The organism is Amniculibacterium aquaticum (assembly GCF_003852705.1).
GTDB classification, from domain to species: Bacteria; Bacteroidota; Bacteroidia; order Flavobacteriales; family Weeksellaceae; genus Amniculibacterium; species Amniculibacterium aquaticum.
Window position 1 is genome coordinate 33,241 of the sequence record NZ_REFA01000010.1, and the last position, 26,989, is coordinate 60,229.

Annotated in this window: 26 protein-coding genes; 17 read left to right on the forward strand and 9 right to left on the reverse strand. The window is 36.8% G+C overall.

Annotated elements, in window-relative coordinates; genetic code table 11:
• Positions 1-315 precede the first annotated feature (315 nt).
• From EIY84_RS05975 to EIY84_RS06015, 9 genes are all read left to right on the forward strand, one after another.
• Positions 316-1,176 (forward strand): M23 family metallopeptidase, encoded by an 861-nt coding sequence (locus EIY84_RS05975; RefSeq protein WP_124641199.1) that lies wholly within the window; start codon positions 316-318, stop codon positions 1,174-1,176.
• A gap of 231 nt (positions 1,177-1,407) precedes the next feature.
• Positions 1,408-2,721 carry a M16 family metallopeptidase gene (locus EIY84_RS05980; RefSeq protein ID WP_124641201.1) on the forward strand — a complete coding sequence of 438 codons (1,314 nt, stop codon included), beginning with the start codon at positions 1,408-1,410 and terminating at the stop codon, positions 2,719-2,721.
• A gap of 7 nt (positions 2,722-2,728) precedes the next feature.
• Complete coding sequence (locus EIY84_RS05985) at positions 2,729-4,750, forward strand: M16 family metallopeptidase (protein WP_124641203.1); 2,022 nt, start codon at positions 2,729-2,731, stop codon at positions 4,748-4,750.
• A 142-nt stretch (positions 4,751-4,892) separates the two neighbouring features.
• Positions 4,893-6,551, forward strand: a complete 1,659-nt coding sequence (lnt, locus tag EIY84_RS05990) for an apolipoprotein N-acyltransferase (RefSeq protein WP_124641205.1) — start codon at positions 4,893-4,895, stop codon at positions 6,549-6,551.
• A gap of 129 nt (positions 6,552-6,680) precedes the next feature.
• Positions 6,681-6,917: a 50S ribosomal protein L28 gene (gene rpmB, locus EIY84_RS05995; RefSeq protein WP_124641207.1), complete on the forward strand. Its 237-nt coding sequence runs from the start codon at positions 6,681-6,683 to the stop codon at positions 6,915-6,917.
• Between the two features lie 11 nt (positions 6,918-6,928).
• On the forward strand, positions 6,929-7,117 hold the full coding sequence (gene rpmG / locus EIY84_RS06000; protein WP_124641209.1) for a 50S ribosomal protein L33: 189 nt from the start codon (positions 6,929-6,931) through the stop codon (positions 7,115-7,117).
• Positions 7,118-7,139: 22 nt separating this feature from the next.
• Positions 7,140-7,292, forward strand: a complete 153-nt coding sequence (locus EIY84_RS06005) for a DUF4295 domain-containing protein (protein WP_124641211.1) — start codon at positions 7,140-7,142, stop codon at positions 7,290-7,292.
• A gap of 96 nt (positions 7,293-7,388) precedes the next feature.
• The gene (gene ftsY, locus EIY84_RS06010; protein ID WP_124641213.1) at positions 7,389-8,342 is read left to right on the forward strand and encodes a signal recognition particle-docking protein FtsY; all 954 of its coding nucleotides are present in this window, start codon (positions 7,389-7,391) and stop codon (positions 8,340-8,342) included.
• Positions 8,343-8,414: 72 nt separating this feature from the next.
• Entirely contained in the window at positions 8,415-8,681 is a 267-nt protein-coding gene (locus EIY84_RS06015; protein ID WP_124641215.1) for a GlsB/YeaQ/YmgE family stress response membrane protein, read from the forward strand.
• A 37-nt stretch (positions 8,682-8,718) separates the two neighbouring features.
• Here the strand turns inward: EIY84_RS06015 and sppA are convergent, their stop codons facing one another.
• Positions 8,719-10,467, reverse strand: a complete 1,749-nt coding sequence (gene sppA, locus EIY84_RS06020) for a signal peptide peptidase SppA (protein WP_124641217.1) — start codon at positions 10,465-10,467, stop codon at positions 8,719-8,721.
• On the opposite strand from sppA, the gene folK reads away from it, so the two are divergent.
• From folK to EIY84_RS06050, 6 genes are all read left to right on the forward strand, one after another.
• A complete protein-coding gene (gene folK, locus EIY84_RS06025; RefSeq protein ID WP_316248105.1) occupies positions 10,388-10,918 on the forward strand; it encodes a 2-amino-4-hydroxy-6-hydroxymethyldihydropteridine diphosphokinase in 531 nt (176 codons plus the stop codon). The two genes, sppA and folK, sit on opposite strands and share 80 nt — an antisense overlap.
• Positions 10,915-12,396 (forward strand): OmpA family protein, encoded by a 1,482-nt coding sequence (locus tag EIY84_RS06030; RefSeq protein ID WP_124641229.1) that lies wholly within the window; start codon positions 10,915-10,917, stop codon positions 12,394-12,396. Before folK ends, EIY84_RS06030 begins: the two co-directional genes overlap by 4 nt.
• 35 nt (positions 12,397-12,431) lie before the next feature.
• A complete protein-coding gene (locus tag EIY84_RS06035; RefSeq protein ID WP_124641231.1) occupies positions 12,432-13,940 on the forward strand; it encodes an OmpA family protein in 1,509 nt (502 codons plus the stop codon).
• Positions 13,941-14,026: 86 nt separating this feature from the next.
• A complete protein-coding gene (locus tag EIY84_RS06040; RefSeq protein WP_124641311.1) occupies positions 14,027-15,928 on the forward strand; it encodes a RecQ family ATP-dependent DNA helicase in 1,902 nt (633 codons plus the stop codon).
• Between the two features lie 36 nt (positions 15,929-15,964).
• Entirely contained in the window at positions 15,965-17,989 is a 2,025-nt protein-coding gene (locus tag EIY84_RS06045; RefSeq protein ID WP_124641233.1) for a M3 family metallopeptidase, read from the forward strand.
• Positions 17,990-18,049: 60 nt separating this feature from the next.
• Positions 18,050-18,427: a YchJ family protein gene (locus tag EIY84_RS06050; RefSeq protein WP_124641235.1), complete on the forward strand. Its 378-nt coding sequence runs from the start codon at positions 18,050-18,052 to the stop codon at positions 18,425-18,427.
• Between the two features lie 59 nt (positions 18,428-18,486).
• On the opposite strand, the gene EIY84_RS06055 is transcribed toward EIY84_RS06050, so the two are convergent.
• From EIY84_RS06055 to EIY84_RS06075, 5 genes are all read right to left on the reverse strand, one after another.
• Positions 18,487-18,729, reverse strand: a complete 243-nt coding sequence (locus EIY84_RS06055) for a VF530 family protein (protein WP_124641237.1) — start codon at positions 18,727-18,729, stop codon at positions 18,487-18,489.
• Between the two features lie 14 nt (positions 18,730-18,743).
• The gene (locus tag EIY84_RS06060) at positions 18,744-19,031 is read right to left on the reverse strand and encodes a GNAT family N-acetyltransferase (protein ID WP_124641239.1); all 288 of its coding nucleotides are present in this window, start codon (positions 19,029-19,031) and stop codon (positions 18,744-18,746) included.
• 59 nt (positions 19,032-19,090) lie between these two features.
• Complete coding sequence (locus tag EIY84_RS06065) at positions 19,091-19,900, reverse strand: hypothetical protein (protein WP_124641241.1); 810 nt, start codon at positions 19,898-19,900, stop codon at positions 19,091-19,093.
• A gap of 127 nt (positions 19,901-20,027) precedes the next feature.
• Positions 20,028-21,689, reverse strand: coding sequence for a GLPGLI family protein (locus EIY84_RS06070; RefSeq protein ID WP_124641243.1), 1,662 nt, complete (start codon positions 21,687-21,689; stop codon positions 20,028-20,030).
• Positions 21,690-21,811: 122 nt separating this feature from the next.
• On the reverse strand, positions 21,812-23,017 hold the full coding sequence (locus tag EIY84_RS06075; protein ID WP_124641245.1) for an RsmB/NOP family class I SAM-dependent RNA methyltransferase: 1,206 nt from the start codon (positions 23,015-23,017) through the stop codon (positions 21,812-21,814).
• Positions 23,018-23,174: 157 nt separating this feature from the next.
• Here EIY84_RS06075 and EIY84_RS06080 point away from each other — a divergent pair, with 157 nt between their 5' ends.
• A complete protein-coding gene (locus EIY84_RS06080) occupies positions 23,175-23,507 on the forward strand; it encodes a zinc ribbon domain-containing protein YjdM (protein WP_124641247.1) in 333 nt (110 codons plus the stop codon).
• Positions 23,508-23,522: 15 nt separating this feature from the next.
• On the forward strand, positions 23,523-24,536 hold the full coding sequence (gene hemH / locus EIY84_RS06085) for a ferrochelatase (RefSeq protein ID WP_124641249.1): 1,014 nt from the start codon (positions 23,523-23,525) through the stop codon (positions 24,534-24,536).
• Positions 24,537-24,677: 141 nt separating this feature from the next.
• On the opposite strand, the gene EIY84_RS06090 is transcribed toward hemH, so the two are convergent.
• The 3 genes from EIY84_RS06090 to EIY84_RS06100 all read right to left on the reverse strand — a co-directional run bounded on the left by EIY84_RS06090 (position 24,678) and on the right by EIY84_RS06100 (position 26,978).
• Entirely contained in the window at positions 24,678-25,886 is a 1,209-nt protein-coding gene (locus EIY84_RS06090) for a type IX secretion system plug protein (RefSeq protein ID WP_124641251.1), read from the reverse strand.
• Between the two features lie 105 nt (positions 25,887-25,991).
• Positions 25,992-26,405: a hypothetical protein gene (locus tag EIY84_RS06095; protein WP_124641253.1), complete on the reverse strand. Its 414-nt coding sequence runs from the start codon at positions 26,403-26,405 to the stop codon at positions 25,992-25,994.
• Positions 26,406-26,423: 18 nt separating this feature from the next.
• On the reverse strand, positions 26,424-26,978 hold the full coding sequence (locus tag EIY84_RS06100; protein ID WP_124641255.1) for a hypothetical protein: 555 nt from the start codon (positions 26,976-26,978) through the stop codon (positions 26,424-26,426).
• Between the last annotated feature and the right edge of the window lie 11 nt (positions 26,979-26,989).

Below are 26,989 nucleotides of genomic sequence, written 5' to 3' on the forward strand. Positions count from 1 at the left end.
CAAATTAAAATGACTACAAAGATAATGATATTTAAGTAGAATTGTTTAAATGTTAAAGTCTGTATCTTATGATATATTTTAGGTTGAGGAAAAGGTCGAATTGTAATGACTGTAATTGTTTTGTTTGTGTTTATAAGTATTTGTAAATTAATAATTTATGGTGTTTGGAGATTATAAAGTTGTTTTTAAAGAAATCAGAATGATAATTAAATTGAATTGAAAACTTATTAAAATTATGTTAAATAAATTTTCTATTTCAGATATTATTATAATTTTGTCGCGTTTTTAGATAAAAAATAATTTAAAGAAAGGCTAATGAAAAGAATTTTGGTAAAAGTTAGAAAACCTAAAAATGCAACCTTGTTGTTAGGAATTTTTCTATCTGTAATCATCGGTCAGGCACTGTTAATTGGGAAATTATTTGCAGAAAGAGACAATAAAAATTATGAAGTGAATTTGGTGAAAATCAATACAAAAAAAGACAGTATCGATTATTCCAAAATGAAAACAGACCTTCATTTAATCAACAATACGGTGCGATCTCTTCGTTCATTTTTAGCTTCTAAAAACATTGTAGATGCAAAAGTAGAGCAGTTGGCACAAGATAGTTTGGATAATTCTGTATATCTGGCCAAGCAAAGCAACAGATACAGCCAGTTTTTGGTGGACTTACAGAACAAACTTATGCAAGTGCCTTTGGGTGCACCAACGGACGGCAGGGTTTCTTCTAATTTCGGGAAGAGGGTTAATCCCATTCCTTTCAAAACCGTTTTAGCAACCGTTGGGACTCCGGTGACCAACTCGAATACGAGTAAAAGCGATAGCGCCATGACCAAAAAAGGAAGTGAAAAACCGGCGGTTCAGATGCAATTTCACAAAGGGATGGATTTTGCTGTGCCTTTTGGGAGTGATGTAAAATGTACCGCTGCAGGAAAAGTGGTGTTCTCCGGAACTAAAGGTGGGTACGGAAAATGTGTGATAGTCTCTCATGGAAATGGTTTAGCGACGCTCTACGGACATTTGTCTGAATTGTTGGTGCAAACCAACGATGAGGTAGAGGTAGGAACAGTTGTTGCAAAATCCGGAAATAGCGGACGATCTACAGGACCTCATTTGCATTATGAAGTGCATAAAAACGGAACTCCAATCAATCCAAAATTGTTTTTGAATTTATAAACGATTAAAAGATCTTTAAAGAAAGTACTTGGCATCCTTTGTTAGGTACTTTTTTTATTAAATTTTTAAAAGGATCAGGTGTTTTTAAGGAAGTTCTTTGCTGTGTTTCATGAATTTTGAAGCAGAAAGTTTTTGTTTTCTTAATTTTTTTAAGAGATTAAAAATTTTATCATAAAGGTTGTAACAAAATGGTTATTTTTGACACTTATTGTTAAAATTAATTTAGTCTATATGAAAAAAAGATTTCTATCTGCAGCAGCAGTGGCATTTTTCGGAATGATGCTCAATGCGCAGCAAATCAAATTCGAAGAGTACGACTTGCCAAATGGGCTTCATGTAATTCTTCATCAAGATAATTCAGCTCCGGTGGTAACTACCGGCGTAATGTACCATGTAGGTGCAAAAGATGAAGCAAAAGGAAGAACCGGTTTTGCACACTTCTTCGAGCATTTGCTTTTCGAAGGTACTCCTAACATCAAAAGGGGAGAATGGTTTAAGATTGTTTCGTCCAACGGAGGGTCCAACAATGCCAATACGACTAACGATAGAACTTATTACTTTGAAACTTTCCCGTCCAATAACCAACAATTGGGTCTGTGGATGGAAGCCGAAAGAATGAGACACGGAATTGTAAACCAAGTGGGTGTAGATACCCAAAGAGAAGTGGTGAAAGAAGAGAAAAGATTGAGAATGGACAACCAACCTTACGGTAATCTTCTGAACTCTATTTTGGCAAACTTGTTCACCAACAGTCAGTATAGCTGGCCAACTATCGGGTCTATGGAGGATCTGAATGCGGCTAAGTTAGAAGAATTCCAAGCGTTCTACAAAAAATACTACATCCCGAACAACGCAACTTTGGTTGTTGCCGGAGATATCAAGCCTGAGCAAACAAAAAAATGGATTCAGGAGTATTACGGTTCTATTCCAAAAGGAGTAAAATCTACATTTACTTACATCCAAGATGCGCCAATTACCAAAGAAAAAGAAGTGACGGTTACGGATCCTAACATCCAATTGCCGGCTTATATTTTTGCGTACAGAATACCGGGCAACACCACCAGAGATTCTAAAGCTTTAGACATGCTTTCTGCGTATTTAAGCGGTGGTAAATCTTCTGTTTTGTTCAAAAAATTAGTAGATCAGGACAAGAAAGCGTTGCAAGTAGCAGCTCCAAGTATTGGTTTTGAAAAAGAAGGAGTATTTGCATTCTTCGCAATTCCAATGGGTACTACGCCAAAAGCAGATTTGCAAAAAGACATCGATGTTGAGGTGAAAAAAGTTCAAACCGATCTAATTTCTGAAGAAGACTATCAAAAACTTCAAAACCAGTTCGAAAATCAGTTTGTAAATGCCAATTCATCCATCCAAGGTATTGCCGATAACTTGGCAACCAATCATGTGTTGATGGGAGATACCAACTTGATCAATAAAGGAATTGATATCTATAGAGGAATTACCAGAGAAGATATTCGTGAGGTAGCTAAAAAATACCTGAATCCGAACCAGAGAGTAATCATCAATTATGTTCCTGAAAAAAAATAATTAAACAATGAAAAAGCAATTATCATATATCGCGGCAGCATTTTTACTTTCAGGAATGCTTACTGCACAAAAAATTGACATCAACAAAATGCCCGTTGCTGGTCCAACTCCAGTAATCAACATTGCAAAGCCTAAATCCTTCCAACTGAACAACGGACTAACCGTAATGATTGTGGAAAATCATAAATTACCAAGAGTAAACATGAGTCTTTCCATGGACAGACCTCCAATCTACGAAGGTGCCGTTGCTGGTGTTGCCGATGTAATGTCCGATCAGTTTGAAAACGGAACCATGAACATGTCCAAAGACGAATTCAACAAAAAAGTGGATTTCTTAGGAGCAAGCTTAGGGTTCTCTTCTTCCGGTGCTAGCGCCAATACTCTGTCCAAATATTTCCCACAAGTTTTGAGCTTAATGTCCGATGCTGTGGTGAATCCGAAATTTTCTGCAGAAGAAATTAAAACTTCTAAAGAAAGAATGATAGAAGGTCTGAAATCTGAAGAGAAAAACGCTTCGTCTATCGCAAGTAGAGTTTCAAATGCATTAACCTACGGTAAAAATACTTCTAGAGGTGAGTTCGTTACAGAAGCGAGCATCAACAAAATTGGCTTGAAGGATGTTCAGGATTTCTACAATAAATACTATGCTCCGGACAATGCTTATTTGGTAATCGTGGGCGATGTGACTATGGATCAGGTGAAACCCATGATTGAAAAAGCATTCGGAGGTTGGAAAAAATCCAATACGGTATTCCCTAAGTTGGAGCCGGCATCCAATGTAGCAACTACAGAAATTGATGTGGTAGATGTTCCTACGGCAGTACAGTCTGTAATTTCCATCAACAACCTGAACAATTTGAAAGTGGGAACTCCTTTGTATTTCCCATCCATGATTGCCAATTACATCCTTGGTGGTGGTGGCGAAGCTAGATTGTTCATGAATCTGAGAGAGAAAAATGCCTTTACCTATGGTGCATATTCTTCCATGAGTCCAGGGAAATATTCTTCCGAATTCTCGGCTGAGTCTAGCGTGAGAAATGAAGTAACTGATAAAGCAGTGGTTGAATTCATGAAAGAATTAAACGGAATCTCTACCGTGAAGCCTGAAGAATTGGCAAATGCAAAAGCAAAATTGAAAGGAGATTTTATCCGTTCTATGGAAAGCCCGGGGACCATCGCACGATTTGCTTTGAACCAAAAAGTTCAAAACCTTCCGGATTCTTTCTATGCCGATTACCTAAAGTCTATTGATGCTGTTACAGCAGCCGATGTAACCAAAGCCGTAAAAGCAAATATTTTACCTAACCAAAGTAGAATTTTTATCGCTGGTAAAGCTTCTCAAATTACCGAAGGTTTGGAAAAACTTGGATATCCTGTGAAATTCTTCGATAGCCAAGCCAATCCTGTTGCAAAACCACAAGCTCAAAAAGTAGATGCGAGCGTTTCTGTTGCTTCGGTTATGGACAAATATATCACTGCAATCGGTGGGAAAGAGGCACTTGCTAAGATTAATTCCCTTACAACCAATGCTTCTGCAACCGTACAAGGTATGGCTTTGGAACTGAAAGAAATTAAAGCAAAAGGCGGAAAAATCAACCAATCGTTAAGCATGATGGGACAAACCATGCAAAAAATGGTTTTTGATGGTAAGGACGGTAGAATGGAAGCTCAAGGTCAGAAAATGCCAATCCCAGCACAAAAGAAAGAAGAGTTGTTGAAGAGTTCAGAGATTTTCCCGGAATTGACTTTGGCTAAAGCAGCTGATGTTAAATTGGGTGGAATCGAAAAGTTCAATAACGAAGATTGCTATGCCGTTAAGGAAGGGGGTTCTGTTTCGTATTATTCTGTAAAAACCGGATTGAAAACCGGAGAGACTGGAGACGGAGCAACGACCAATTTCTCAGATTATAAAGAGGTTTCCGGAGTTAAATTGCCATTTACGATGACTCAATCAATGGGTGGACAAGATTTCGAATTCAAAGTAAAATCGTATGAATTGAATAAGGCTACAGATGCCGATTTCAAATAATTGTTCACTTATTTTTACTTATAGTATGCCATGGATTTTTTCATGGCATTTTTTATATCACATTCTTTCGTGTAATCGTATTTTCATACTTATAAATGCAGTAAATTTGTTGTTTTAAATTTTTAAAGTTTCATTTTCAATTATGAAATATTTGTTTTACGCTCTACTATCCGCACTGTTGTTTTCCATATCATGGCCTGTTTACGGGATTCCCTTTTTTATATTTTTCGCATTGGTTCCTTTGATGCTATTAGAGCATGAGGTAGCGAAGTTTTCAAAAATTAAGAAAAAGTCATGGGCGATTTTTGGCTATTCGTATTTAACATTTTTTATTTGGAATGTCATAACTACAGGTTGGTTGTACGGATCCAAAAACCCAGACGGTAGTCATTCCATTATGGCGGTGGCTTTTCCGGTAATTGTCAATTCTCTTTTGTATGCTTTAATTTTTATTGCATATCACAAATTCAAAAATTTTTTAGGAACCTATTGGGGCTTTGCATTTTTAATTTCCATTTGGATGAGTTTCGAAAAGTTTCACCTAACATGGGAGCTTTCCTGGCCTTGGCTCAATTTAGGTAATGCCTTTTCAGAATACCCCAAACTAATACAATGGTACGATACGCTTGGCGCAACAGGAGGGAGTTTGTGGGTATTGGTGGTCAATGTATTTGTCTATTTTTCTTTTAGAACTTGGCAGGCAGGTAGGAAAAGAGCAGTGTTGATAAAGAATATAGTCGTTCTTTTGGTGATGATTCTCTTTCCCATGGCGCTTTCGTATTCCAAATACCAGTCGTTTGATGAAAAACCTCTCGCAGAGATTTCTGTCCTAATGTTGCAGCCCGATTTGGATCCGTACAATGAAAAATATGCCAAAGACAGTCTTCTAATTTTGGATGAACTTTTACAATTGGCAAACGATAACGCAAAAGGGAAAATAGATTTTTTTATTGCACCCGAAACGGCAATACCGGGAAGCGGTTCTATCTCCGAAACGGGTTTTGAGCAAAGCATATTGTTGAATAAGGTCAAAGAATTTTTAGTAAAACATCCTCAGTCGGTCTTCGAAACCGGAATTTCTTCGCATCGTTTTTTTAGACCTGGACAGCCTGCTCCAAAAGAAGCCTATCCGTTGCAGGATGGAGTGAGTGTTGTGAGTTACAATTCAGCTGTTCAGCTTGTTCCGAATCAGAAAGTTGAGGTCTATCACAAAGGGAAATTGGTGCCGGGTGTGGAAATTTTCCCATACATGTCCGTTCTCAAACCCCTTCTTGGTGATGCAATGATCAATCTGGGAGGTGCCGTGGTGTCCCTGGGTTGGGACAAGGAGAGGAAAGTTTTTTCTAACCCCTACAACAAAGGAAAGATGGCACCAATTATTTGTTATGAAAGTATTTATGGTGAATTTGTAACCGATTATGTCCGTAATGGAGCAAATTTCTTAGGAATTATGACCAACGATTCTTGGTGGGGTGTTAGTCAGGGACACAAGCAATTGTTGTCGTATGCTCGACTTCGAGCTATAGAGACTCGTAGGGAGGTTGCAAGAGCTGCCAATAGTGGAATTTCGGCTCATATCGATGCAAGAGGAGAGATGGTTGCGGATACTTTTTACGACGATAAAACTGTGCTTCCGGCAAAAATAAAATTGTACGAAGGGCAGACCATCTATGTGAGAAGCGGTGATCTTCTGTCCAGAATTTGTATTTACACTTTTGGTTTTCTCATTTTTTACGGTTTGGTACAATGGATACAAGAGAAAACCAAAAAAGAAAGAAAAAAAATAGTAATCAAACGCTAACTGATGCAGAGTGAAAGCAATTCGTTTGAACTATTTTAAGATGATTTTTGAAAAAAGTTGTCAAACTGAAAAAAAAAACATAATTTTGCACACTCAAATATTTAAGTAGAAATATAAGAACATCGAGATATGTCAAGAATTTGTCAAATTACAGGAAAGCGTGCCATGGTAGGAAACCATGTGTCGCACGCAAACAACAAGACGAAGCGTCGTTTTGAAATTAACTTATTGGAGAAAAAATTCTTTCTTCCAGAGCAAGGGACAAGCATTACCCTAAAGGTATCTGCACACGGGTTGAGAATCATCAACAAAGTTGGTATTGAAGAAGCTTTGGAAAGAGCTGTAAGAAACGGTTTCATTAAATAAATTTATTCAAAATGGCAAAGAAAAGTAAAGGAAATAGAGTGCAAGTTATCCTTGAGTGTACAGAGCACAAAGAAAGCGGAATGCCTGGAATGAGCAGATATATTACCGTTAAAAACAAAAAAAATACAACGGAAAGAATGGAGTTGAAAAAATACAACCCGGTTCTTAAAAAGTATACAGTTCATAAAGAAATTAAGTAATAATATATAAAGATATTTTACAATGGCAAAAAAAGTAGTAGCAACGCTACAATCTGGGCAGTCTAAAAAGATGACCAAAGTAGTGAAAATGGTAAAGTCTCCTAAAACTGGAGCTTATGTTTTCGAAGAGAAAGTAATGAGCGCTGATGAAGTTGATGCTTATTTGAAAAAATAAGCTCTTCATGAGTGAATGATATTAAAACTATCCAATTATTTGGATAGTTTTTTTGTTATCTTTGTATAATTTGTAATTTCAAAATAGAAGCGCACTATGTCATGGTTCAAAAAAATATTCAATAAAGAAGAAAAACAATCCCTAGATCAAGGTCTCGAGAAATCCAGTCAAGGTTTTTTTGAAAAAATGACCAAAGCAGTTGTCGGTAAAAGCAAGGTCGATGATGAGGTTTTGGATGATTTGGAAGAAATTCTTATCGCTTCCGATGTGGGAGCTTCTACAACCATTAAAATTATTGAAAGAATTGAACAAAGAGTCGCCAGAGACAAATTTGTGAGTACCTCCGAGCTGGATAGAATCCTAAGGGAGGAAATCGCTGCGCTTTTGTTAGAAAATCCACATGCATCATCTGGGAATATAGATGCTTCCAAAAAACCGTATGTCATCATGGTTGTAGGGGTAAACGGTGTTGGTAAGACCACCACGATTGGTAAATTGGCTCATCAATTTAAGTCCGAAGGTAAAAAAGTTGTGCTGGGTGCTGCGGATACTTTTAGGGCAGCAGCGGTTGACCAACTTGTGATCTGGAGCGAAAGGGTTGGAGTTTCTATTGTGAAACAAGATATGGGAAGCGATCCGGCTTCTGTGGCTTTTGATACGGTACAAAGTGCGGTAGCTCAGCAAGCAGATGTGGTCATAATAGACACTGCGGGTCGTTTGCACAATAAAGTGAATTTGATGAATGAGCTTTCTAAAATAAAAAGGGTAATGCAAAAAGTAATTCCCGATGCTCCACATGAAATTTTATTGGTATTGGACGGTTCTACGGGTCAAAATGCTTTTGAACAAGCAAAACAATTTACCGCAGTTACTGAAGTAAATGCCTTGGCGGTTACCAAATTGGACGGGACGGCAAAAGGAGGTGTGGTGATTGGTATTTCCGACCAGTTCCAAATCCCGGTGAAATATATCGGTGTAGGCGAAAAGATGCAAGATCTTCAACTTTTTAACGGTGAAGAATTTGTGGATTCTTTCTTTAGAAAAAAATAAGTATCAATAAAATTTACCGTGTTTTTGTGAAATTTGTATATATTTGATTGTTTAATCAAAAAAATACAAATTATGTGGACAATTATTTTATGGATTGTTTTTGGGATAGTCGTAGGTGCTATTGCGAAAATGATTATGCCTGGTAAACAGGAAATGGGCTGGCTAATGACCAGTGCTCTAGGAATTGTTGGTGCTTTTGTTGGTGGTTTTGCTGCCGATACATTTTTTGGAGGTGGCGGTGCAACCGATGCAGATATGTTCCATTTCTGGCCTCTGGTTTTTTCGGTTCTTGGTGCTTTAGTTGTACTTTGGATTTATGGGAAAATAGTAAAGAAATAATAAAAAAACAAAGCTCTCGATTTCGAGAGCTTTATTTTTATTTTAAAGTTACGGAATACGGAGATTCCATCATGATTTCCGATTTGTTATTCTCTTTTAAAACTTGTTGGTACAGTTTATATTTATCTACTCCAAGCTTAGACTTTATCCAGCGGGCTTCAATCTCATCACTGCTAAACATAGAAATGATTTCGTCCAACTTGTCTTTTTTTGCAGGGTAGGATGCTACTTCATAATTTTTTGCTCCTGCTTTCTTAGCTGCAAACAAAATGGCGTCGTGCAAACTTCCCAGTTCGTCAACTAATCCAATTTCTTTAGCTCTTGTTCCGCTCCAGATTCTTCCTCCTCCAACTTGGTCTATTTGTTCAAAGGTTTTCTTTCTGTTTTGAGTAACGAAATGAACGAATCGTTTGTAGGTTTGTTCAACGCTTCTGGTAATGATGTTTACACTATGAGGACTCATTCCATTTAACATAGAAAACATATTGGAGTTGGCATTTGTAGCAACGACATCGGCTCTAATTCCATTTTTATTGGCCAATTCTTTTGCGTTAGGAATGGTGCCAAAAACACCGATAGACCCAGTTAATGTATTGGGTTCGGAATAGATTTTATCAGCAGCCATTGCAATGTAATACCCTCCAGATGCTGCGTAATCACCAAAAGAAACAATAAGAGGTTTGGTTTTTTTTAGTTGTTGCAGTTCAAATAAAATTTCATCAGAAGCGTTGGCGCTTCCTCCAGGTGAATTGATTCTCAAAACAACTGCTTTTACTTTTTTGTCGTTTTGCAATTCCTTGATGTATTTTACATAATCTTCGGAATATATATTGTCGTATCCCTCTCCGTTCATAATTTTTCCAGAAGCATAAAGAACAGCAATTTCTTCTTTTTTGGTAGAGGTTTCAAAAGAATTGATGTATTTGTTGAACGAGATTTTATTGATCTCGTCATCATTCTTTAGATTTAGTTTTTTCTTTAAAAACGCATCGTACTCAGTTTTTTGAATTAATCGATCCACTAATTTGTGTTGCAAACTTAGGTCAGGGATGATGCCGTACAGGCTGTCCACTGTGGTTTTAAAACTTTCAGCACTTATTTTTCTTGAAGCAGCAATTTTTGACGAGGTGTTGCTCCAGATGTCATTGAGGAGTGTTGAAAGTTGTTCTTTATTTTCAGGTGAAATTTCATTTCTCAAGTAAGGTTCAACAGCAGCTTTGAACTTTCCATGTCGGATAACTTGCATGCCGATACCGTATTTCTCCATAAAATCTTTTAGAAAAACAACTTCTGTAGAAAGACCTTTCAGTTCAATGCCGCCTGCAGGGTTTAGGAAATATTGATCAGCAACAGAACCTAGATAATAAGCAGGTTGCGAAACGGAATTGCCATAAGCATAAACAAATTTCCCCGATTTTTTAAAATCTTCTAAAGCCAGTCGGATGTCATCCAATTGGGTAATCCCAGCGTTGATGTTGTCGGTTTCTATACTGATCCCTTTGATTTTGTCGTCGGTTTTTGCTTTTTTAATGGCTTCGATGATGTTGTAGGCCATTGCATTTTTCACTTTATTTTTTAGAGTGAAAAAGCTTTCTTGATCTTCGGTTTCGCTATCAATAACTTGAGTCTTTAGGTCAAGGGTCAAGATTGAGTTTTCTTTTACGCTAGGCTTTTCTTCGCCCATGCTACTCATCATCATGATAAAAATGAAAAAGAAGAAAATAGAAGCACATATAATAAATATAGCTACTATATTTGCTAGTACATTTTTAAAAAAACTTCGCATAATTATATATTTTACCAATATGTCGCAACAAGTAGTCGTTTTGTTACTGGGATCTAATCTTGGAGATAAGAAAAAAAATATTCTAGATGCATTAAGAATGATTGAAGAAGAAATAGGAATTATTTTATATAAAACCGATTTTTTAGAAACATTTCCAATAGATTTTGTTAGTAATAATAATTTTATTAATTTTGCTATTGAGTTAAAGACTGTTCTTTCTCCAATATTTGTTTTGAATGCAATAAAAAGCATTGAAAAAAAATTAGGGAGGCTGGAAGACTCAAAAGCTTTAGGTGGGTATTGTGATAGGGTTATTGATATTGATATTGTAAGCTACAATCACTTGCAAATGCAATCTGAAAAGCTGGTAATCCCTCATCAAGAGCATTTGAAAAGAGAGTTTTCTATAAAACTATTAGAGGAATTAAACGAAATAAAACATAAAGTATGAAATTAAATTTATTGTTACTTACGACAGTATTGCCGATTTCAATTTACGCACAAAAAGACTCTGCTCGAGTTAAAGTGATGGAAGGTTATCCCAACACTTTTTCTTCAGGGGCTTCTTATGTCGAAAAATTTGATAACAAAGCAAGAAAACTGAACGACTGGTCCATATCCATAGGTGGTGGACCTGCATTTATGACCAAGGCAGATCTTACATCTTTCTATGGAGGTAAGGTTAATTGGGGATGGAATGCTTATGCAAGTTTGAATAAGCAAATCTCACATACCTTTGGTTTGATGTTGCAATACCAATTGGGTGAAACAAATCAAAAAGGAAAATTACAAGATCCTTATTATGGTTCATTAGCAGGTGTAGCAACAGCTTGGACTAAATTTCATCAAGTAGCTTTAATGGGAGATGTCAATCTTTCTAATCTAATGAGAAGGGTGGATAATCATTCTCCTTATCGTTGGGCTTTGCATGGTTATGCCGGAATCGGTTTGCAAAGTTATACCACTCAATTGCTAGACAATAATGCTTCTCGTTGGAATACAACACCTCCTCGAATTCCTATTGAAATTGATCAAGATTTTAACTTCTCAACTTTCTATTCAACCTTTGGTGCTGGATTAAAATATAAAATTTCCAGAGTGGTTGATATCGAAGGTCGTGTTATGTATGTCTTGACCGGTGACGACGAATTTGATGGCGGCGGATGGACTCATGAGCAACCTGCTGCAATCGATTATAACCGTATAAGTTATAAGAGATCCGATGATATGGTAACTGTTAATTTAGGTTTAACATTTAACCTTGGTAAACACATCAGTCATTTAACTTGGCATGATCCATTGCAAGATGCTTATGCAAGAGTATATGCATTAGAAAATGCAACACCAAACTTTATTGTATGTCAAAATGGCGATCAAGATAATGATGGTGTTTGTGATGATTGGGATAGAGAACTAAATACACCGGCTGGAGCTCGAGTAGATGGTGCTGGTGTCGCTTTAGATCTTGACTTGGACGGAACAATTGATCTTAATGATAAATGCGTAACGGTTCCTGGACCTAAAGAAAATTTTGGATGTCCAATCAAAGAAACTCCTAAAAAGAATGTCGTATCCGATGATACTCGTACTTTGGAAGGAATAGAGTTTGATTTGAATTCAGATAAAATCTTGCCTTCAAATACTCCTATTTTGAATAATGCCGTTAATTATATTAATTCGTCTAACGGATCGTATAAAGTAATCGGAGCTACGGATACAAGAGCTACGGATGCTTATAACCAAAAATTATCCGAAAGAAGAGCGAATAATGTAAAAGATTATTTAATCAAAAATGGAGTTCAAGCAAATAAATTGCAAGCTGAAGGTAGAGGAGAAAAAGATCTGAAATATCCAGAATGCGAACCAGCTACTAAATGTCCAGAATGGAAAAATAGAGCAAACAGAAGAGTTTATTTCGAATCCAAATAATTCATCATCACTATTAATTATTAAAAAACAAAATTATGAAATTAAATAAAGCGATTATCGCGTTTGCATTTTCATTTTCAACATTTGCATTCGCACAAGATACAACCGGAAGTAACGCACAAGTGTACCCAAATACTTTCTCGTCCGGTTCAGCTAATGTGTCTAAGTTTACACAAGAGTCAAAAAGATTTAACGATTGGGCAATCTCTTTTGGGGTAGGGGTTCCATTGGTACAATCTGCAGACCTTACTTCCATCAAAAATGGAAACGGAGGCGATGCCAATTTATTTGGTTATTCTGCTTATGTAAGTGTGGATAAAGCAATAACACATGCTTTTGGATTGGCACTTCAATACGATAGAGGGGAAACCAGACAAGGTTGGTTTGATACCAAAAATGCTATTCCAGCAATGTCTAATCCATATTCTAACAAACCAGTTGCAGGTAGAACTCAGTACGATGCTATTTCTATCCTAGGTGATGTTAACTTTTCAAATTTATTGAGAAGGGTAGATAATAAGTCTCCATACAGATGGGCCTTCCACGGTTATGCAGGGGTAGGTACTTTGGCGTATAGAGCATATCAAAAATCCGATTATACAGGAGGTACTCAAAATTTAATGTCCGAAGTGAAACCTTTTACTTTAGGATCTATGTTCTTTCAAGCAGGTTCTGGACTTAAATATAAGCTAAACAATAGATTCGACTTAGAAGCTAGAGCCATGTATGTAATGACTGGTGATGACGAGTTCGATGGAGGTGGTGCTTACTTAGGAAACGGTAATTTCAATACACCAGTGAATTTGAGAGAAGAACAAACTTCTGATAATTTCTTGAACTTCACTTTAGGAGCAACACTAAAACTTGGAAAACACGAATCTCACCTTTTCTGGCATGATCCATTACAAGAACTTTATTACAAAATTGATGTCTTAGCCGATAAAAACCAAGATGTTGAAGTTTGCAAAAATGGTGATAAAGACAACGACGGTGTTTGCGATGATTGGGACAGACAATTGGATACCCCAGCAGGTGCAAGAGTTGATGGTGCAGGTGTAGCTTTGGATGCTGACTTGGACGGTGTTATTGATCTTTACGACAAGTGTGTGACTGTTCCTGGACCAGTTGAAAATCAAGGTTGTCCTGTTGAAGCTCAAAAACCAAATATTTCTGGTAAAGTGGAAGAGGTTAACAAAACCTTAGAAGGAATTGAGTTCGAATTGAACAAAGCGGTAATCCGTCCTTCATCTTTCGCTAAATTAAATCATGCAGCTGATGTTATTAAATCAGTAGGTGGCGATGCTAAATTCTTAGTTATTGGTGCAACCGATACCAGAGGTAATGATGCTCTTAACCAAAAACTTTCTGAAAGAAGAGCTGCTGCTGTAGTGAAATATCTTGAAGATAAAGGAGTAAGCAAAGGAATGATGGTTTCTGAAGGTCGTGGTAAACATGATTTGAAGTATCCTGAATGTGATCCTGCTACGAAATGTCCTGAATGGAAAAACGAAGCGAACAGAAGAGTTTATTTCCAAGAAAGATAATTTCTTAAAAATAATATTTAATGAAAAGTCATGCAACTTGCATGACTTTTTTTGTGAATTGTATTCAGATTTTGTACTTTTACTCTATGTTCAATGCATCAGAAATCAAACATTTAAAACTTCAGACTTTAAAACATTTTTGGGGGCATACGGCTTTTAGAGATTTACAAGAGGAAATCATAAATGCGGTATTGCAAGGAGAAGATACCGTAGCGTTGTTGCCAACCGGAGGCGGAAAATCTCTTTGCTTTCAGTTACCAGCATTGCTTTTACAAGGCGTATGTATTGTGGTATCTCCACTTTTGGCACTTATGAAAGATCAAGTTGATCAATTGTTGGGGATGGGCATAGAAGCCGATTATCTCTCTTCCGATTTGGACGAGTTTGAAGCCGAAGGAATCTATGATCGATGTAAAAATGGACTTATAAAAATACTCTACATTTCACCTGAAAGACTGAGGAATAAATCATTTTTGCAACATATAGAAGAGGTTGATGTCTCTTTTATTGCCGTGGACGAAGCACATTGCATTTCAGAATGGGGACAAGATTTTAGACCCAGCTTTCAAAATATAAAAGAATTCAGAAATGAGGTGAAAAAAGTACCTATAATAGCACTGACAGCAACAGCAACTCCCACCGTTTTAGTAGAAATACAAACAAAATTAGGCTTGCAGACACCGGCTGTTTTTAAAAAAAGTTTTAGTAGGACCAATATTAAAATTATCACCGAAAAAATAGCGGATAAATTCCAAAAAATTTTCGACTGGCTTCAGTACAATCAAAATTCTGGGATTATTTATGCCAGAACTCGTAAAGAAACCGAAGAGTTGCATCAGTTTTTAAAATCCAAAGGAATAAATAGTTGTGACTTTTTCCATGCGGGTTTATCGTACAAAGAAAAGCAACAAAAACAAGCCCATTGGTTACAAAGCAACAACCATGTACTCATTGCAACCAACGCCTTTGGTATGGGGATAGACAAAGACAATGTACGCTTTGTCATACACCTTTCTGTACCTCCTTCCATTGAAAATTATTATCAGGAAATTGGTAGAGCGGGTAGAGATGGACAGGATTCTTTTGCCTTTTGCTTGTGGAACGATCAAGAATTTAACAAGTTTGATGACATACTAAAAAATTCAATTCCTAATAAAATTGAATTTACAAAAATCCTGTATTACCTTTTTTCGATGTTTCAAATTGCTGAAAATGAACTTCCTGAAGGGTATTTTCAGTTGAATTATCAAAATCTACAACGGTTGACCGGTAGTTCTTTGGCTAAAATTAAAAATGTTCTTCAGTTCTTGCACAATCAAGAGCTGATATATCTTAACGATTTCAAAGACGCCTCTACCGTAGAATTGAAAATTTCAGTGGACGACTTGGACTCTTTACCCAAAAAGGACGCCTATTTTGTGGAATTGTTGTTCCGTTGTTTACCAGGAATAACCAGCAGTAAGGTTCATTTTTACGAAAACACACTAAGTGATAAAATGCGTATAGAACCTTTCCTGATAAAAGATCGGCTAAAGGAACTTCAGAAGCAAAAACTCTTAAACTATATCGATGGAGATATGTCGAGCATTCGTTTTCTAGAGCATAGAAATGACAGAGCCTATCAAGGAAAATACTATCAACTATTCAAGCAGATACAGATCAATAAATTGCAAAAATGGGAAGAGATAAAATTCTTTTTCAGAAATGATGATTTTTGTAAAATGAAAATGATACTCTCTTATTTTGGAGAGAAAAATGCCAAAAATTGTGGACAATGTTCCTACTGTGAACGATCCAAATCTTCGCTATTTTCCAACCAAACACCGGATCAAATCCTGAATGTGCTTAGAAATAAACCTTGCTCATTGGATGAAATTGCTTTTCATCTTTCTTTTGTCGCGCGAGAAGATCTTTTAGAAAATATCATTCTGCTCTTAGATTCAGGACTCGTAAAAATGCTGGACTTTAGAACATATACTTTAGCTTAACTTTAAAAAAATATAAATTTAGAATACCTTAAAATAATGAATATTCTTACAGAAAACTTTAATACACCACACCAAACAGCCCCTTTTGATCAGATAAAAAACGAAGATTACCTTCCGGCCTTTAAAGAGCTAATCGCTCAATCTGAAAAGGAAATTGATGATTTGGTCAACAATACCGAAGCGCCCACTTTCCAAAATACCGTTGAAGCTTTGGCTTTTGCCGGGGAAAAATTAGAGGTGGTTTCCAATATTTTTTTCAACCTCAATTCTGCCGAAACTTCCGACGAGTTGCAACAAATTGCCCAAGAAGTTTCTCCACTTTTAACCGAGCACGCTTCTAAAATTTCTCAAAATGAAAAATTATTCGAGAAGATAAAATGGGTATTCGACCAAATAGAAAAATACAATCTTAACGAAGAGCAAGCAATGTTGCTCACGGAAACCTACAAAGGTTTTGTGAGAAGTGGCGCTTTGCTAAACGAAACCGATAAAGAAACTTTAAAGAAAATCAATATGGATCTTTCTTTAAAATCGCTTCAGTTCGGGCAAAATGCCTTGGCTTCTACCAATGCCTATTTTAAACACCTTACCAACAAAGAAGATTTGGCGGGGATTCCTGAAAGTATTTTGGCGCAATATGCCGAAGATGCCAAAGAAAAAAATCTCGAAGGTTGGGTGGTATCTTTGCAATATCCAAGCTATGTTCCGTTCATGACCTATGCGGAAAACAGAGCATTGAGAGCCGAATTGGCTTTGGCAAACGGCAAAAAATCTTTTGATGGTGGCGAATTTGACAATCAAAATCTCATCAAAGAACTCGTTTCTTTAAAACATCAAAAAGCTCAACTTTTGGGTTATAAATCCTATGCCGATTATGTTTTGGAAGAAAGAATGGCAAAATCTCCGACTCAAGTTCTGGATTTCTTGAATGAACTTTTGGTGAAAGCAAAACCCTATGCCGAAAAAGAAATTGAAGAACTGAAAACCCTTGCAAAAGCTTATGGTATCGATGATATGCAAAGTTATGACCATGCTTTTTATGCGGAAAAACAGAGAAAAGCCAAATACGACCTTAATGATGAAGAGCTGAAACCGTATTTCCCATTGGATCAGGTTCAGGAGGCGGTTTTCGGATTGGCTGGAAAACTGTACGGTTTAAATTTTAAAGAAGTTGAAAACATCTCAAAATATCACCCTGAAGTGAAAACCTACGAAGTTTTTGAGAAAACAGAAAATGGTGAAGAGTTTAAATCTGTTCTTTATGTTGATTATTTCCCAAGAAAAGGCAAAAGAGCCGGAGCGTGGATGACGAGTTATAAAAACCAGTTCAAGCAGAATAACGAAAACCACAGACCGCATATTTCCATCGTTTGCAATTTTTCTAAACCTACGAAAGATACGCCGAGTTTACTGACTTTTCAGGAGGTGACTACTTTGTTCCATGAGTTTGGACATGCGCTGCACGGGATGTTGGCCAACACTACTTATCCCAATCTTTCAGGGACTTCCGTAAAATGGGATTTTGTAGAATTGCCTTCTCAGTTTATGGAGAATTTCTGTTTCGAACCCGAATTTTTGAAAACTTTTGCGAAACATTATCAAACAGGTGAAGTGCTGGCTGATGAAAAAATTGAGAAAATAGATCAATCCAAAAATTTTATGGAAGGCTACCAAACCCTTCGTCAGTTAGGCTTTGGGTTGTTGGATATGGAATATCATACGCATCCTGAAAAAGTGAAGGATGTAAAATCTTTTGAAGACGAGCAATTTGCAAAGACCTCTTTGTATCCACTCAATCCGGAAACGGCGATGAGTCCGACTTTTTCGCATATTTTCCAGGGTGGATATTCCGCAGGATATTATTCTTACAAATCGGCGGAAGTTTTGGATGCCGATGCTTTTGCTTATTTCAAAGAAACGGGAATTTTCAATTCGGAAACTGCAGCCAAATTCAAGGTTTTACTATCCAGCGGTGGAACGAAAGATCCTATGGAATTGTATAAAAACTTCAGAGGAAGCGAGCCTAAAGTAGAGAGTCTTTTGAAAAGAGCGTTTGGGTAATTTAATAAATAATCCTTCAAGGATTCAAAATCCTTGAAGGATTTAATAAAAACGAAAATTATGAAATGTCCTTGTTGTTCAGGAAAAGATTATAAAGATTGTTGTGAGCCTTTTCATAAAATGGAAACTCATGCGCCTACTGCAGAAGCTCTGATGCGATCGAGGTTTTCGGCATTTGCTATTCCGAATGCCGAATATTTAATGGAAACGACTTTGCCCGGGAAAAGAAAATTTCACAACAAAGCCGATTTGCAAGAATGGGGCGAAATTAACCAATGGACGAAGTTGGAAATTGTAGCCACTCCGGCGTTAAATATTGTAGAGTTTATAGCCTTTTACACCGATGCCGAAGGTGAAAATCAAGTTCACCACGAAATTTCTGTTTTCCAGAAAATGCACAACAGATGGTATTATGTGAGCGGAGAGTTTGTGGACTGATAGGGCTATGGAGAGCCGTACGGAGGAGATGGAATCTATCTGTCAACGAAAAAAGGGTTTTACAAAAGCCCTTTTTTCTTTTTTTGTCTGAGGACATAGAGGTACAAACTCTCTACTTTTGTTCTTGCCCAAGGTGTTTTTCGTAAAAATTTTAAAGATGAAGAAATGCTTGGGTTGTCATTGAAACAGCGAATGTTGATTTGCTTTCCCAACTCTTCCCAACCTTTGTAATAGTCCACCAATTCTTCCAAAATGGCATCCAGCCTTTTCCCATGCAAAGGGTCTTTTGATTGATTTGTCATGTTGAGATCTTCTATCAATTTTTCCAAAAACTCTGAATTTCAGGAGTTCTGTCAAAAACTTTATGTGCAAAAGGACAAGTGGTTTTTATAGAAATGTCATTTTCCTTGGCGTACTCTACTGCTGCCATTACCAGGACTTTTCCTAAACCTTTTCCTCCAAATTTTGGATCGACTTCGGTATGGTCTATGTCGATATTTCCTTCCGCATCGATGTTGAATTCTATATGCCCTGCATTTTCAGCATCATAAAAAAGAGTAATTGTTCCTTTGTTTCCTTGGATGTTTATTTTTGTTTCGGTCATGATGTATAAATTAAAAATCTAAATGTAAAAAAAAAATCCGGAGTTTTCTCCGGATTCTGTTATTTCTTCTTTTTCTTTTTATCGACACTTTCCCAAGCACCACCGGCTTCTTTGTATTTTACCAATTCAAATTTTTTGAAATCCTCGGTTCTGTACTGTATGTTCTCATTTCCTTCTTGGAAAGGAGTGATGTAAAAATAATCAGCATCTTTTTTATCGCCTTTGTTTCCTTTCTTAACTTCTGGTGCGAAGCTGGAAAATTTATAATTTGGCAAAATTTCTTCTAGCGATTTGTAGAATTTTTTATCCTCAGTTGGCGGAACTGTACTCATAATTCTGAACTTGTCCTCATCAACCCAAAGGAAGTATGATTTTTCATTCTTAGTTCTTTTGTCGTATGAAGAGAAGGAGTACAATTGCTTAGGAATGATTTCAGAAATTTTTTCTGGATTTACTTCTGTGAAATACAATTTTCTGCTTGGATCAACAAAAGAGATAACATTGTCCATCACCAAAGGATTTTTGTAGTCTTTCTTTTTAAAGAATTGATCCAAAGCTTGCTCGGCATTGTTTCTTAATGTTTGCTCGTCTTTTTCCAATTTTTTAGTCACATTTGCAGGATAAATTTCCTTAACAAACTGAAACAAAACATTGGATTTTATTTTTGCCAAATGCGGATAAGCCTTTAGTTCTTCCGCTTTTACCAGCCAAAAGTACTGTTGAAAATAATCGTCTTTATCTTTTTCCTTGATCGTTCTGTAGGAGACTGCCAATTTTTTAGAAGTATTTATATCTTCAAACTTATTGGATTGCCCAAATAGAACTCCAACCGTAAAAGTTGCTAAAAGAAGTAGAGTATTTCTTTTCATATTAATTTTAATTATTTTTTTAAAGGAGCTCAAATATAAATATTTTTTACAATATATAAGTGTAGTTCTTCTTTTTTTAATGAAATACCAAGAAAATGTATTGAACTCTATAAAAAAATCAACGCGATTATTTTTTTACAGTCCCTAAAAGCGTTCCACTTACATTCCACGAACTGAAACTACTGCCTTCGTTTTCACCTTGCGGAATGCTTATTTTGATACGATGTTTTCCGGATTTCAAATTCCCAAGCGGGATGAAATTCGGATTGGTCACCGTACCGGGACACCAATTGCTTCGGCTAAGATCTGAGGATGAAAGCCCATTTTCGAAATTTCCAGACGCCGGATTGTACAATCGATAGCTTCCGCACTCCGAACGCCAAGGAATAAAGGAATGAACCAATTGACCGTCTATATAAACTGAATTGACCTTGGGTACGAATTCATCACCATTTCCCCAACCTCCATGTCCGGTGGAAAGGTATCGAAGTGTGGCATTTTCCAAATCTTCTTTCAGGTCAAAGTCTATTTCCAAACCTTTGTCGTTGTTGAACATGGTGCTGTAGTCTTGTCCGGCCATCTCCATGATGTTCAGCGTGTTGAACAATGGAAGGTTGAAGTTGTTTTTGAAAACCTCGCCATCGTTTTTATGGATGGTAATTTCCAAATCGATTTGGTGGCCGCCTTTGTCATAATTTCCGATAAAAGCACCTATCCACAGCTCTTTTCCAGAAAGTGAAGGACTCAGCTCGCTGATGTCTTGTCTATAATTGGCTTTTTCTTCCCAATTTTTACCTTTTAGTTGGATGTGGTTGAATTGTTTTACACCAAAAGGAGTGAAAAAGCGCATCAACTCAAGAGCGGGGAGATAATCTTTGGTGATTTCGACACCATAATATTTTTTACCGTTTCCGTTTTCGTATGCAGGTACGGCCTTAATGCCTTTTTCCAATGCATCCAAAAACGACATCGTTCGATCTTGAGGTACGGCGAAAACCGTCCCCGTTCTGTCATAAGCATCTCCTTTGGATTGTTCATTCAGCTGTACAAAAATCTGACTGCCGCTTGCTATTTCCGGGAATTTTATTTTTTTTAGAATGACCGTACCGTTGGCAAATCGTTTGATGATTTCGTCGGATTTGCTTTCTCCGCTAAAATTAATTGTGGCTTGATCAAAAACGCTAAGGGTTTCGAATTTACTTTTCCACAACAAATCTTTGTACGAAAGACCGTCGGTGAATTTTGCTTTTTCGGTATTGAAAAGGGTACTGAAATCCATGCTTTTCACCTTTTTCAGCTCAGTAGCTTTGGTGGTTGTACTTCCGTTTCGGGTGACTTCCAATACCAAACCCAAGTTTTGTCCCATCAGATTGGGACCGGCAAAAAGGTTCAATTGATTGGTGTACCAAATTTCTATTGTATTGGAATTGACCGAGGTGATGGCTTTTTTGCACACATAACCCAAGATTTTTTTGGTCTCGTCTTTTAGTTGGTAGGTGTAGCTTTTCAAGGCTTTGTCCGTTTCGGTTGCTGCAATTTCTTGATGAGCTAAAAAACCAAAGTATATCGTTTTGGATTCTTTACTGATGTTTTTTATAACCTCAAACGGAACTTGCTTTTCCTTTTTCAAGATGGACTCGGTCAGGATATAATTTTCATTGGGATTGGCAAAAACCACTACCGGATCTTGTGGTCTTGTTTTTCCTTCAAAAGAAGTTTGGTAGGTGATTTTATAATTTTGAGAAAATCCCAAAATGGAAATGAATAAAAACAAAAGAGCTGTTCTCATAATGGTTTTTTGGTTTAAATAAATAATCCAAGGGAACTAAATCCCTTGGAAAAATACAGTTTTGTATAACTACGATTATGAATTGAAAGAACGCAATTCGTGATGATTAAAACTCTAATTTCTTACGCTTTTCTTTCAAGCATTGCCATGTAAAAGCCATCGAAACCTTGGCTCGGCAAGACTTTGTTTTCTTTTACAAATTTGAAATCCGGATTGTTGGCCAAAAATAATTTTATCTGATTTTCATTTTCGCTCGGTAGGATGGAGCAGGTTGCATAGACCAATTTCCCGCCTTTTTTTACCATTTTAGAATAGTCTTGAAGGATTTGTTCTTGTTCTTTTTTTATTCGATCGATAAAATCTTGATCGATTTTCCACTTGCTGTCAGGATTTCTTCTTAAAACTCCAAGTCCAGAACATGGAGCATCTATTAAAAGTCGGTCGGCTTTTTCGTGCAATCTTTTGATGACTTTATTGTCGGTAATGGCACGGGTTTCTATGTTATGGGCACCGGCTCTTTTGGCCCTTCTTTTCAGTTCGGTTAGCTTCCAAGCATGGATGTCCAAGGCGATAATTTGTCCTTTGTTTTCCATCATGGCTGCAAGGTGCAGGGTTTTACCACCGGCTCCAGCACAAGCATCAATTACTCGCATTCCCGGTTGTGCATCAACATATTCGCCAATCATTTGAGATCCGGCATCCTGAACTTCAAAAAATCCTTCTTTGAAAATAGAGGTCAAGAAAACATTTTTCTTTTCTTCCAACTGTACAGCATGACTAAAGCCCTGTACTGCAAAGCAATGTACATTTTCTTCTTTCAGCTCTTGGATCAGTCCCTTTGTGCTTGTTCTTAGAGAATTGGCTCTTAGGATGGTCGGAGCTTGTACATTCAACGCATCCATTTCTCTTTCCCATTGGCTTCCCAATTCTTTTTCTAAAGTCTCAACCAACCAATCCGGAATGGAGTATTCAAAAGCTTTTGTAGGGACGGTTCCTTTTTTCAGTTTGTTAAGGATGTCTGCGGTTTTTATGCCTTCAAATTCTTCAAATTTTTTAAATTTGGTATTGCTCCACAGCAGATATGCAAGGATCAATTTGTAAACATTGGATGGTTTTACCCCTTCGCCCATGTAGTATTCCAATCTTTTTTTCCAACGGATGATGTTGTAGAAGATCTCGGAAACAACGGCTCTGTCTTGGCTTCCCCATTTTTTGTGAGCCTTCAATAATCGTTCGATTACTTTGTCGGCATATTTGTTTTTTTCAAAAAAAGTTTCTTGCAGAGAGTCGTGTATTCCTATCAGTAGGTTGCGGTGTATCAGTTCCATAAATTGTAAATATTTTGCAAAAATAAGGTTTTTGAATTTGGAAATTGAAAGTTAATACAAAGGATATGGATTATTTGACTAAATATCTGTTTTATTTCAGGATAGACTTGTCGTTTCAAATTGGTATCTTTGCACAGAAAATTGAAAATTAAAGAACATGAGCGATTTGATGCCTTGCCCAAAATGTGGAAGCGAATTCACCTACGAACAAGATAATCTGCTGGTTTGCAGCCAGTGTTTTCATGAATTTGATCCCAATGAAGTTGGAAATGAAGATAAAATTTTTGACATCAACGGAAACGAATTGCAAAATGGCGACTCGGTTGTGGTGATGAAAGATTTGCCTGTAAAAGGAGCACCTAAGCCTGTGAAAGCTGGGACAAAAGTTAAAAATATCCGTCTAAGACCGGATTCAGACCATAATATCGACTGCAAAATTGATGGTTTCGGAGCCATGGCTCTAAAATCTGAATTTGTTAAGAAAGCTTAATCCGATTTACCTGATATGTCTCCGAAAAAAGGAATTTTATTGGTGAATTTGGGTTCGCCAAAATCAACTCGTGTTGAAGATGTCAAAGAATACTTGGACGAATTTTTGATGGACGAAAGGGTTATCGACTATCGTTGGCTTTTCCGTGCTTTGTTGGTCAGAGGAATTATTTTGAAAACGAGACCCAAAAAATCGGCTGCAGCTTATGAAACGGTCTGGACCAAAGACGGATCGCCACTGATTGTTTTCACTGAAAAAATAAAAGTAAAACTTCAAAAATTGGTCGACTGTCCTGTGGAAATTGGGATGCGATATGCCGAACCCAGCATAGAAACGGGAATTAGAAAATTGGTAAACCAAGGGGTAGAAGAGATTGTGTTGTTCCCGTTGTATCCTCAATATGCTATGAGTACCACAGAAACGGTGGTGGAAAAGGCAAATGAAGTTAGGGAAAAATATTTTTCGGATGTTAAAATCTCGTTCGTACAGCCGTTTTATAACAAAGAAATCTACATCAATTGTTTGGCAGAAAGTATTCGGGAGAAATTACCGGAAAATTATGATGCTTTGCAGTTTTCCTACCACGGTGTTCCGGAGAGGCATCTGTATAAAACGGATCCTACCAAAACCTGTCGTATCGACAATTGCTGTCAGCAAGAAAGTCTGCCAGCACATCCGTATTGCTACCGACATCAATGTTTTGAAACCACAAGATTGGTAACCGAAAAATTGCAAATCCCGAATGAAAAAGTCGTGGTTTCTTTCCAATCTCGTTTAGGAAATGACAAATGGATAGAGCCTTACACTGATGCTACTTTGCAAAGTTTGCCTAAAAAAGGAGTGAAAAATTTGGCCATTTGTTGTCCGGCATTCGTGTCCGATTGTTTGGAAACTTTGGAAGAGATTTCAGTAGAAGGTAAAGAAGAATTTCTACATTCAGGAGGCGAAAGTTTCAACTATATCCCATGTCTGAACGATGAGGATCGTTGGATAGAAGTCGTAAAAGAACTTTGTCTGGAACTGATGTAATTAAAAACTTTAATAAAAATTAAAACGAGCTGAAAAGCTCGTTTTTTGTTGGTTACAGAATCCTTCAAGGATTTTAAATCCTTGAAGGATTGAATTATCGAATCTGCTTTTTTAGAAGTTTTAAATCCTTGAAGGATTGAATTATCGAATTTGTTTTCTTAGTTCTCCGTATCCGATTAGGGCATCGTAGCTTTTGCCAAAAGGCGTGTAGTATAACAAACCTTGGTACAGGTTTTCCGTTTGCCAGAAATTGCCATTCACTTCACCGTAATTCAGGATTCCGTTGCTGTCTTTTGTTGCTAAAATATAATTGTAGAATCCTTGTTTCAGATAGATTTTTGCGATGTATTTTTTTGCACTATTGTCGTACTGCATTTGGCTTTTTTCATCGGCAGTATAGTCGTTGAAAAGACCAAGGACAAAGATTTCTTTATCGGTTTTTTCCGAATCCAATACAAAATGTACCCAAGAGTAATCGGCTTCGTTATCGGCATTTCTTTCAATTCCCAAATCGCTGCGTCTGAAGTAAAAAGCACCGTTGACATCGGGTTGGTATTGGTAATTGTTCGGGAAAGCCCAAACGGGATGCAGGTAAGTATAATTTTCTCCATCTTTATTTTCCACACCAGAGACCATGTCGAAAGGTCGGTCTATATTTTTATTGTCAAAATAATAAAACTCGTTGTTGCCAGGAAACGCCAAATTCATTTGTTGAAATAGCAACTGGCTGCCCATCACCGTACTCGGTTTGAGGTTGTATATTCCCAGATTCCAATTGTTGTTTTGGATCATATTCAGACTTATAGAATTGACATTAGAAAGCAAAGACTGAGATTTGGATATCGCTTGTACCTCAATTCTTTGGTTCAGGTTGGGATTTCTGGCATCGGACAATCGAGAAAGATTGATACCCAATTGTGCACCGTCTTCAACAATACAAAATCTTTTGCTGAACAATGGATTTTCTGGACTGTCGGTGTAAACGATAATTTCAAAATTTCCTGAAATTTTTGGTTGAATTTTATCGTTGGGGAAAGTCATACGATAGTGGGTGTATTTTTGGAAAGTATTGAAGGAATATTGTCGGTCATCGATCAATCCGCTAAGGCTGCCCGTAGCAAACTCGGAGAAGAAAAGACCGTCTTCTTTCCAATTTCTATCGTAATGTTTTAGGGTGTATCTGTAGATTTCGGATGAATTGCTGAGATCGTCAAAATTCAGAATCAATTGATCAGAAAAGCCAATAATAGGCGTTTCGTCATTGGTTTTAGGATTGAAAAGCTGTACGCTTCTGATGTCCTGAGCTAGACAAAAAAAGGAAAGGAAGAGGGACAGGATGGTAATTTTCATGAATTTTGAAATTTTAAAATGAAAACTCTTTTTACAAAAGGTAAATCTATTAAAAAAAGGCGATCAAAACAGAACCGTTTCTATGATTTGCAGAGCGATCAAAATCTATTTTGCTTTGTAGATTAATTTTCTTTTGTAGTACAAGGTTTTGTCATTGATGTTGTAGGTGTATCGGTTGAATTTGTACAAACCGTTATTGCTTGGGTTTAAAATAAATTGCTTGTTGTTGGGCAGGAACAATTCTGCTTTTGTTTGGTCGTTGTTGAATAGAATGAATGCGCTGAATACAGCTTCATCTTCTTTTGTTTCAACAGGATCCAATCGTTGCCCTTCGTTGAAAACTTGAATGCAATTTTTTTTCAATTTACTCCATGTTTGTCCAGCAGCAGGTAGGCAGCCGTGGTTGTCCTTCTCGCCTCCGATGGACTGGATTTCTTTATTGTTTTGGTGTTGACTGTAGCATAGTGTAAAAGCAAACAATCCCCAGCTTAAGAAAAGTATTTTTGTGGTTTTGTACATAAAAAAGTTGTTAAAATTTTATTGATGTGTTTTTTTTAGATAATTATCGACTTCAGACAATTGATCTGTTCCATAAATTGTGATGAAATGTCCGTTGGGTTTTAAAACAAAATAGGCTTCGCAACTGCCTTTTTTTGTGAAAATTTTATTGGAAAAATATCCCGAATCCAGAATATACAGAGGGTTTTGTTCGAGAATTTTTTTGAAGAAAGAATTCTTGGTATATACAAAAAAGTCTATCGCATTGTTATCATTACAAATACGATTTGAAATTCGGATTCCATTTTTGATGACTCTTATTTTATCCGAATTATTAAGTTTTGCAAACGAACAAAAATACGCAGCATGGTTATAATTTATGACGATGGCTTTATCTCTTGGTAGTTTGGTTTTCAACTCAATTTCCAATTCGCCCATCAAAATAGAATGTTCTTCTGGTTTTAGTTGGCCATAAAAGTATTGTCTGCTTCCTGAGTATGATGGGTCGAAGGGGTCGGTAATCACTTTTTTTTCATCAAACTTTAGTTGTGAATAAAGAAAGGTGAAGTTCAGTAAAAAACAAAAAAGAGTCATCTTTTTCATAA